We start from the raw sequence: 9,736 nt of genomic DNA, 5'->3' as shown, positions 1-9,736 counted from the left end.
TCTCTTGTAGGAGCTCGGCCCCCGAGCGAATGATCGGCAATTGGCTGAAGACTATCCGAAGCAGCTCCAGAATCTGAATTGCAAAAAAACAAAAAACTCGCGCAGAGGCTGGCTTCCTACAACGAAACCTTAAAACCAAAACCCTCGCACGCACCCCTCCAGGCATAAAGACCACCTTCCAACAGCCTTCCTACAAATCATACCCATCAGGGTTATTTGACTGCCAACGCCATGTATCTTCCATCATCTCATTCAATGTACGGCTAGCCGTCCAACCAAGCTCTTTTTCCGCTTTAGAAGCATCAGCCCAAAAGGCAGGTAAATCACCCTCTCGGCGTGGAGCAAAAGAATAAGGTACATCAACATCGGTAACAGCTTTAAATGAGTTAACCATAGCTAAAACAGAGGTACCTGATCCAGTGCCTAGGTTATAAATATGTACACCTTTATCACCCGAGCAGTTTAACGCGGCTAAATGCCCATCAGCCAGATCCATTACATGCAGATAATCCCTCTCACACGTACCATCCTGCGTTGGATAATCATTACCAAATATAGAAAGTTCTTCACGCTTACCAACAGCAACCTGACTAATAAACGGCATTAAGTTATTAGGGATACCTTTAGGATCCTCACCAATCAAACCAGAAGGATGCGCACCAATAGGGTTAAAGTAGCGAAGCAACGCAACTGACCACTCAGAATCAGATTTACACAGGTCGATAAGCACCTGCTCTACCATCGACTTAGACGTACCATAAGGGTTAGAAGTTTTACCCCTAGGCATAGTCTCAATATAAGGGATAGGTGCATCTTCTCCATAAACCGTAGCCGATGAACTAAACACCAATTTTTTCACGCCCGCAGAAGCCATCGCTTCACACAGAACAAGTGTGCCCGTCACATTATTTTGATAATAAGCTAAAGGAATCTGAGAACTTTCACCCACCGCTTTAAGGCCAGCAAAATGGATAACAGAATCGATAGGATAGTCAGCGAATATTTTATCTAAACATGCACGATCACGAATATCCCCTTCCACAAATTCAGGACGAATACCTGTGATCTTTTCAATACGATTAAAAACTTCATCACTGCTGTTACAAAGGTTATCCAAAACAACAACCCTGCTACCTAGTTCCAATAACTGAACAGTTGTGTGGGAGCCGATATAGCCTGCGCCGCCGGTGATTAGCACTGTATTTCTAGACACTTAAATTCCTTCTTATTTCCAACAAGTACATATCAATGGTGAAGACATAGCTTCTAAAAGGAAGTCGTTATGCCAATCAACAAGCCTGATAATCCTCACGTACAGGATGTGTTTCTTGCAATAAAATCGCGTTAGCACCCTATTTATCAAGCACGCCCATACTTATCTTCTAGTCGCACGATATCATCTTCACCTAAATAAGAGCCTGACTGGATTTCTATTAGCTCTAAATCAACCTTTCCAGGGTTTTCTAAACAATGAAGCTCACCAATCGGTATATAAGTAGATTGGTCCTCAGTCACCAAAAAGGTTTCATTACCCTTTGTCACACTGGCAGTCCCTTCAACCACGATCCAATGCTCAGCTCGGTGATGATGTTTTTGTAACGAAAGCTTAGCGCCAGGTTTAACAGTGATACGTTTTACTTGATAGCGTTCGCCCATATCGATGGAGTCATACTTACCCCAAGGGCGATACACTTCACGATGCTGGAAGCACTCATTTCTGCCAGATTCTTTAATCTGAGAGACTATACGCTTCACTTCTTGTATATGGTTTTTATCTGCCACTAACAGCGCATCAGGGGTATCAATAACGATCAGGTTACTAACACCTAGAGTCGTAACTAAACGGTCTTTAGCCATAATCAAAGAGCTATCTGTATCTAAGGCGATAACATCACCTTCAGTTACATTCCCTGATTCATCTTTATCCTTAATCTCCCATAGAGCAGACCAGCTTCCTACATCACTCCAACCTGCATCTAATGGAATAACAACCGCGCTTTCTGTTTTCTCCATCACCGCATAATCAACAGATTCATCTGGGCAGGCTTCAAAAGCAGACTTATCGACTCTTAGGAAATCCATATCATTTGCAGTGCCCGCCATGGACTTTTTACAAGCCTCTAAAATATCAGGACGGAACTTTCCTAGTTCTTCTAAAAAACGATCTGCTCTAAACATGAACATGCCGCTATTCCAGTAGAAGTCACCTGAAGCTAAATAGCCTTTAGCGGTCTCAATGTTCGGCTTTTCTACAAATTTACTGATATTAAATGCATCTGAAGTCCCAAAGATCTCACCCGCCTGAATGTAACCATAGCCCGTTTCCGGATGCTGAGGAACAATTCCAAAAGTAACCAGCATCCCTTCGCTTGCCATAGGCTCAGCTTTTCGGATGACAGACTGAAACTCAGCTTCGTTTTCTATTACATGATCTGCTGCCAACACTAATAAGCATTCAGCACCCTTCCCTTTTGCAACCGCATCAAAAGCAGCCAAAGCGATTGCAGGCGCAGTATTACGACCGACAGGTTCAAGAAAAATAGAACAACTTTGATCCAGAACACGCATCTGTTCAGCCGCCAAAAAGCGATGTTCTTCATTGCATATCAAGCTTACATGGTCAACATCACCTAAACGAGAGACCGTTTCTTGAAGCATCGTAAGATCACTATTCAACGGCAAAAACTGTTTAGGGTATTGAGTACGTGACAAAGGCCATAAACGTGTACCAGAACCACCTGACAAAATAACGGGGATCATGCTAAATATCCTTTTTCATTCATGAAATACCACTTACTGTGCTCATGCACCTGTTTATCACTGAGTAATTCATTTTGTGATAACCATCTATAGTCGGAGTGCTGCTCCTGCGGTAGTTCGGTTATATCTTGATTTAATGTAATCACAAAAGCATTAACCACATAATGCGTGCTTGTAGATTCACATAGCGCACTATCATGATAAAAATGCTCATATAGCCCAAGGTAATCAGCCTGATCTATTGAAAGTTCAATACCTAGTTCAGCTAAAGTCAGCCGGCTAAAAGCATTCGCCAGCGTTTCACCTTTCAAAACTCGCCCACCAGGTACAAACCAAAAACCCTTAGCTGGGCGATTCGTCCTTTTACCTAAAAGCACAGTTCCATTAGCACTACGTACAACCAGATCAATCGAAATTAACGGGGCTGAATCTACTACAACCTTAAAAGTATCTTGATCCAGAAAAGTATTAGTCATAGCTCATCCCTTGTTAGCCCTCAATACTCTGCAAAAAAAACTATTCACCACCGAGATACAAAAAGCACAGAGGGTAAAAAATGATCTCTTCTCTGAGACCCCTACGTCATCTACGGCTAATGTTTTCTCTAAAACCACACAGTAGAATTTCATCTTTTTTAAAAAAGACTAGTCTATCCATGAAGAGCAACTCCTGTAGGCGGCAAAACTACTCACCACGGAGAACACCGAGTGTAAAAAATGATCTCTTCTCGGTGAACTCTGAGTCCTCTGTGGTTAAACTAAATTCTACGCTCTGAAATCATCTTGATGCTGTAAAAACCAATCATAAGTCATCGCCAAACCATCACGCAGAGTAATAGAATGCTTCCAGCCTAATGCATTAAGTTTGCTTACATCCATTAACTTACGTGGTGTACCATCAGGCTTAGTCGAGTCGAATACAACCTCACCTTTAAACCCGACCACATCGGCCATAGTTAATGCCATTTCAGCAATCGTACAATCTTCGCCAGTACCCACATTAAGATGCGACAGCATCACTTCTGTGTTTTCATCATAAACAGCTTTATCAGCATTCATCACAAAAATAGAAGCAGCAGCCATATCATCTACATGTAGAAATTCACGCATAGGCTTGCCTGTTCCCCAAACAACTACTTCCTCATCATTAGCTAATTTAGCTTCATGAAAACGGCGCATCAAAGCAGGGATCACATGAGAATTTTCAGGATGAAAATTATCGTTTTCGCCATAAAGGTTCGTTGGCATCACACTGCGGTAATCCACACCATACTGGCGGTTATAGGATTCACACATTTTAATGCCAGCAATTTTAGCAATCGCATAAGGCTCATTAGTTGGTTCTAAAGTGCCTGTCAGTAATGCTTTTTCCTGCATCGGCTGCTCAGCCAGCTTCGGATAGATACAAGAAGAACCAAGGAACAACAACTCTTTAACGCCAGCAACATAAGCAGAATGAATAATATTATTCTGAATCATCAAGTTCTGATAAATAAACTCAGCTGGGTATTCATTATTCGCCCAAATACCGCCCACTTTCGCCGCAGCCAAATAAACCTGATCAATTTTGTTTTCAGTAAAAAAAGCAGCCACATCAGTCTGCGACACAAGGTCTAACTGATCACGTGTCGCCGTTATAACTTCAATTGAAGGGTCTGACGCTAACTGTCTACAAATCGCAGAACCGACCATCCCACGATGGCCAGCAACAAAAACATTTTTCATAAAACCTCACTTTTTTACCACAGAGGACTCAGAGCTCGCCGAGATGAAAACCTTTAAATAAAAACCTGTTGACCACCGAGATCACTGAGCACACATAGATAAAAAGGTTGAAAAAAACCTATTAACCACCGAGGTCACTGAGGACACTGAGATAAAAGGTTTGAATTAAAACCTATAGAACATTAAGTAAACGCCTAGACACCGAAAACCTAATCTTTTCATTTCCTCAGTATCCTCTGTGGTAGCCCCTCAGCTACAGGACAATCCGTTTAAGTCCATCAACTAGTCTGGTCTCATTGAAATTAATCAATAGCCCTTTCTTTATTCCTGACAACTTCAAATACGTAATCATCTGTGCTGTGTGGATAGGTTGTAGTTTCTCAACAGCTTTTAATTCAATTATGAGCTGTCCGGGGATCAGAATATCAATACGATAACCCGCATTGATATCGACTCCTTTATAAACCACCGGCAAAGCAACCTGAGCCTTCACCTTGATCCCCGCCTGAGCTAATTCATACAACAAACACTGCTCATAGCTAGATTCAAGAAGCCCTGGCCCTAACTCCCTATGCACCTCAATGGCACAACCAATAACTTTATCGGTAAGAAAATCCTTATCCATAACGACATCCTGTCTTAAATTTCACCACAGAGGCACAGAGTTCACCGAGAACAAACTCATTAGAAAAAGGCCTTTCCTCTGTGTTCTCAGTGTCCTCGGTGGTAAATACTTACCCAATAACGAGTCCTTCTCAGTGAGCTCTGTGTCCTCGGTGGTAGATATTTATCTCTCTAGAGCTACATTCACATCATAACCGTGCTCTTTTAGCAGGGCATGCTGCTTCGCACTATTAAGGTCATTTTGGACCATCTCAGCACACATCTCTTCCACTGTAATCTCAGGCACCCAACCTAATTTTTCTTTAGCCTTAGAAGGATCACCAAGTAGAGTCTCTACTTCAGCAGGGCGGAAGTATTTAGGGTCAACACGAACAACGACATCACCCTCTTTTAAGGCTGGAGCGTCATCACCTGTTACACGGGTAACAACCGCATACTCTTCTACACCTTCGCCTTTAAACTCAAGTTCTATACCGACTTCAGCAGCAGACATACGAACAAATTCACGTACCGAGATCTGTTTACCTGTAGCAATAACAAAATCTTCAGCGCTGTCTTGTTGCAGCATCATCCATTGCATACGCACGTAATCTTTCGCATGGCCCCAATCTCGAAGCGCATCCATATTCCCTAGGTAAAGACATTTCTCTAAACCTTGAGCAATGTTCGCTACAGCACGTGTAATTTTACGCGTAACAAACGTTTCACCGCGTCGAGGCGATTCATGGTTAAACAAAATACCGTTACACGCATACATACCGTAAGATTCACGGTAGTTTACTGTAATCCAGTAAGCATACATTTTGGCAGCAGCGTAAGGCGAACGAGGATAAAACGGCGTAGTTTCCTTCTGAGGGATCTCTTGAACTTCACCATACAATTCAGATGTAGATGCTTGATAAAAACGCGTTTTCTTTTCTAAACCCAAAAAGCGAATGGCTTCTAACAAACGTAGTGTACCAATAGCATCTACATCCGCTGTATATTCAGGTGATTCAAAGGATACCGCCACATGGGACTGAGCGCCTAAGTTATAAATCTCATCCGGATTTACTTCTTTTATAATGCGGGTCAAATTAGACGTATCCGTTAGATCACCATAGTGCAGATGGAACTTAACGTTCTCTTCATGGCTATCCTGATAGATATGATCAACGCGCTCAGTATTGAAAGAAGAAGCTCGACGCTTGATTCCGTGAACTTCGTAGCCTTTATCAAGAAGAAATTCTGCTAAGTAAGAGCCATCCTGACCCGTAACGCCCGTGATAAGTGCAACTTTGCTAGTCATTGTTTTTCCTTTAACTATAAACTTTCAAGTATGTAAGAAACTCACACTGTCTTAATTAAATTTCCCATCAGTCTCTTGGGACCAACGTTTAAGAGCTGATTCAATATTTCCTGGCAATCTAACATTATTGTCATCAAGCCAAGATGGATAAATATTAGTTGAGCGTATCAATTTCATTACCCGGTCGGGATGAATACCAACATTAAACACATTAAAGATTTGAAAGAACTTTGCCGCACCCAATACTACAAATTTAGGCACGGTAAAAACTTTAACTTTATTAAAATGATCCCTTTTAAATGTCATAACTATATCTTCAAGTGTATACATCTCAGGATATGCACCATTAAACAATTCAAAACGATTAGAGGAATTACGAGCCTCATTTATTAAGAATAAAAGATCATCAACATATATGCAGGCCTTTATCGTGTCTTTCCTTCCAGGATAAACAAAAAAGCCTTTCTGTAACATTGTTGCAAGGCGAGTGAAGTTTCCACCTTCTCCCGGGCCAAATACTACCGCAGGCCTCACTATACTGAGAATTCGACCTGGATTTCGATCGACCCAGGCTTTATGAATCTGCTCCGCCAACATCTTAGAATAGCCGTAAGACGAATTCGGTGTTAACTGAGTACGTTCGTCTTTTTTATCCTCATCTGGGCCATAAACAGATATTGAGCTAGTGAAAATAATTTCATGAACATTATTTTCTTCAGCAAATTTGCAAACTTGATTTGCTCCAGCAATATTTGTCTCATAATACTCATAGCTTCGATGACCAGGTGTAGTATGAATTGCAGCAAAATTATAAATCCTATTGATTGACTGATTTATATCCAACTTACTCAGATCACGTACATCACCATGTATATAATCAAGATATTCATGAATAAATCGAGGAGGCTGAAGATCTACAACGATCACATGTTCCCCCTGCCCTAAAAGCGCTTTAGACAAATGAGTTCCAATAAAACCCGATCCACCAAAAATAACTATACTTTCCATAACTATCTCGTCAAAATTTTATCTACTAGGGTCTGGATACGAAATTTACTCAATAACTCATTATCCACTTCACTTTTTACATCGCTGCTTAATAGCTTCAAACAGCCTTCACTCAACTTTACATTATCCCATTCATGCTCCACAGCCGCATTAGAATAAGAATTCAAAATACGAACTAATTCACTGCCCGGATCTGTAATGCAAAATATCTTACACCCACTAGCTAACAAGTTGGGCAGTTTAGATGGCAGCGATCCATCTGAGGTCCCTTGGGCCTGAGGCAAAATTTGAACAGTAGAACGGACAAGTAATTCGGAAAGATCTTCTTCATCGACTAAAGGGTGAAAGTTTATATTAGTATAATTATTTTTAAGTAACTCGAACTCAGGCCCTTGAGAAAATATATAAGCTTTCACATTAGAATTAGCTTGCACAACTGATTCCATAAACTCTGCTAACTCATTAGGGGCTTGCTTCTCACCCAACGCACCAGAATAGACAATCGAAACTTGATTATCAGGAATTATATGATTCAGTTTACCTACATCAGAAAACTCGTCGATTGTAACAAACGGATAATTAACACTATTTTTTGTAGGATCCAAATCATATTCACTAGAAGCAACTCGCATCATATCTTCCGATAAAAATATTAGTTGGTCACAATTCCTGAAGGCCTTTTTTTCAATAGTCTTGATAAAAGAAAAAATAATCTTTTTTAGAAAACCAGAATTTCGCTTTGCATAAATCCCCTGTAAATCATGAACGATGCCTGTTATTTTTGCCTTCTTAGTAAAAAAAGGCACGAGGATCATAAATAAACTTGGAGGGAAAATAGGTACGATATGAGTGTACTTCTTCTTAGAAAAAAGCAGCCTGAAAAAAACAAAAATACAAAACCACAGTTCTAAAACTGCTCGACGAAGCAACACATTCTTAGGAAATTTTAAATACTTTCCTCCCCGTATAGCATTAACCCCAACTAGTTGTTTTGATGTTGGTTCGATCTTCCATTTGGGATATATAGGATGAGCACAAAGTACATCAATACAACCCGTACCTTGTGAAAGTTCCTTAGCAACAAGAGTATTATACTTGCCCGTGGAAATGGGTTCAGGGAAAAAAAAGGGTGATATTATGAGAATATTATTCATCTGAGATTCTAAATCCATTTAATTTATCGTTTCTTAATTGGACTTGCTGGAGATCCTGTACAAATCATTCCTGGTGGCATATTGTTAAACACAGAGCTTCGAGCTCCAACTAAAGCCCCCATACCAATAGTTACACCAGGCGCAATAAAAACATCTGTAGCAACCCACGCTTCATCTTCAATTACTATCGTTCTAGCAAAAATATCGAACTTTTCAGAAAGGAAATCATGGCTTCCCGTGCATAAATAGGACTTTTGAGAAATTACAGCATTGTTACCTATATTAATCTCACCTAAAGTATATAGTTCAACATGATCGCCTATCCAAGAATAGTCACCTACAGATAGATTCCATGGATAAGTAGTCCGTACTGAAGGTCTAACAATTACGCCTTTACCTATCTTTGCGCCAAACAACCTTAATAAAAAATTACGCCAGCTATACATAAATTGAGGTGACATAGAAAAGAGAGTTGCTTGCACAATCCACCATAACTGAACTACAAAAGCTGAACGCCCTCTGAAATGCTGCGGTAATTTAAAAGAATTTAATCTTTGATACATTTAACCCACCATTAATTCAAAAAGTTTATCCAAAGCCTTAGATCCACGCGCTTTCTCTTCTAAGAATCTAGTTACACGCTCTTCCCTAGCTTCGAGGCCTAAGCTTCCTGCTTGCTCTAGATCAGATATTGCATTCGCCATTTGAGTAACGACACCACGCTCATCAAAAGAAATACCTCCTAGAGATTTAATTACAGATGCCATACACCCTCGTCTAGTGCCTAGATTTAATACTCCAAATTGAGCTGCCTCATAAAGAACAAGAGGCTCCGCCTCATTACAATAATGAGATGGAAACACAAAGATGTCTAAACCTTGAAAAAAACTATCTTTATCTGCTCCATATAAAGGACCTAGATATTTAACTTGAGGCAATTTAGATATTACATTACCAATAATCTCTTTTGATTTTAGATCAGTATATGGGCCTGCGATATGTGCACGGAACTCATAACCTTTTGATGACAAAGCCTCGCACAATGCAATAAAGTCACCTATACCTTTTTCTACACAAAGATTTGCTAAATGCCCAACAACTATTGGTCTATTTTCCTGAAACGGGATCGATCTATTACCACTAAAAAAAGCGATATTTGAAAGTATATGTATTTTTTC

The 9,736-nt window shown here is 40.3% G+C and carries 10 protein-coding genes; all 10 read right to left on the bottom strand.

The window, feature by feature from the left end:
• Positions 1–190: 190 nt before the first annotated feature.
• Positions 191–1,213 carry a UDP-glucose 4-epimerase GalE gene (gene galE / locus B4K11_RS04850; RefSeq protein ID WP_292955882.1) on the bottom strand — a complete coding sequence of 341 codons (1,023 nt, stop codon included), beginning with the start codon at positions 1,211–1,213 and terminating at the stop codon, positions 191–193.
• Between the two features lie 146 nt (positions 1,214–1,359).
• Positions 1,360–2,760, bottom strand: a complete 1,401-nt coding sequence (locus B4K11_RS04845; RefSeq protein WP_292959265.1) for a mannose-1-phosphate guanylyltransferase/mannose-6-phosphate isomerase — start codon at positions 2,758–2,760, stop codon at positions 1,360–1,362.
• Positions 2,757–3,236: a GDP-mannose mannosyl hydrolase gene (locus tag B4K11_RS04840; protein ID WP_292959264.1), complete on the bottom strand. Its 480-nt coding sequence runs from the start codon at positions 3,234–3,236 to the stop codon at positions 2,757–2,759. The genes B4K11_RS04845 and B4K11_RS04840 overlap by 4 nt, the downstream gene beginning before the upstream one ends.
• A 288-nt stretch (positions 3,237–3,524) precedes the next feature.
• Positions 3,525–4,484 (bottom strand): GDP-L-fucose synthase, encoded by a 960-nt coding sequence (fcl, locus tag B4K11_RS04835; protein ID WP_292959263.1) that lies wholly within the window; start codon positions 4,482–4,484, stop codon positions 3,525–3,527.
• A 253-nt stretch (positions 4,485–4,737) separates the two neighbouring features.
• Positions 4,738–5,109, bottom strand: coding sequence for a GxxExxY protein (locus B4K11_RS04830; RefSeq protein WP_292959262.1), 372 nt, complete (start codon positions 5,107–5,109; stop codon positions 4,738–4,740).
• Positions 5,110–5,271: 162 nt separating this feature from the next.
• Positions 5,272–6,396 (bottom strand): GDP-mannose 4,6-dehydratase, encoded by a 1,125-nt coding sequence (gene gmd / locus B4K11_RS04825; RefSeq protein ID WP_292959261.1) that lies wholly within the window; start codon positions 6,394–6,396, stop codon positions 5,272–5,274.
• A 51-nt stretch (positions 6,397–6,447) separates the two neighbouring features.
• A complete protein-coding gene (locus B4K11_RS04820) occupies positions 6,448–7,404 on the bottom strand; it encodes an NAD-dependent epimerase/dehydratase family protein (protein WP_292959260.1) in 957 nt (318 codons plus the stop codon).
• 2 nt (positions 7,405–7,406) lie between these two features.
• Entirely contained in the window at positions 7,407–8,576 is a 1,170-nt protein-coding gene (locus B4K11_RS04815) for a hypothetical protein (RefSeq protein WP_292959259.1), read from the bottom strand.
• A gap of 5 nt (positions 8,577–8,581) precedes the next feature.
• Complete coding sequence (locus tag B4K11_RS04810; RefSeq protein WP_292959258.1) at positions 8,582–9,121, bottom strand: putative colanic acid biosynthesis acetyltransferase; 540 nt, start codon at positions 9,119–9,121, stop codon at positions 8,582–8,584.
• Positions 9,122–9,736: glycosyltransferase family 4 protein (locus B4K11_RS04805; RefSeq protein ID WP_292959257.1), on the bottom strand; the 615-nt coding region annotated here is incomplete at its 5' end. It lies immediately after the preceding gene.

The sequence above is a fragment of the Neptuniibacter sp. UBA6509 genome (assembly GCA_002435145.1).
Taxonomy (GTDB): Bacteria; Pseudomonadota; Gammaproteobacteria; order Pseudomonadales; family Balneatricaceae; genus Neptuniibacter.
This window is presented reverse-complemented; position numbering and strand designations above follow the sequence as displayed.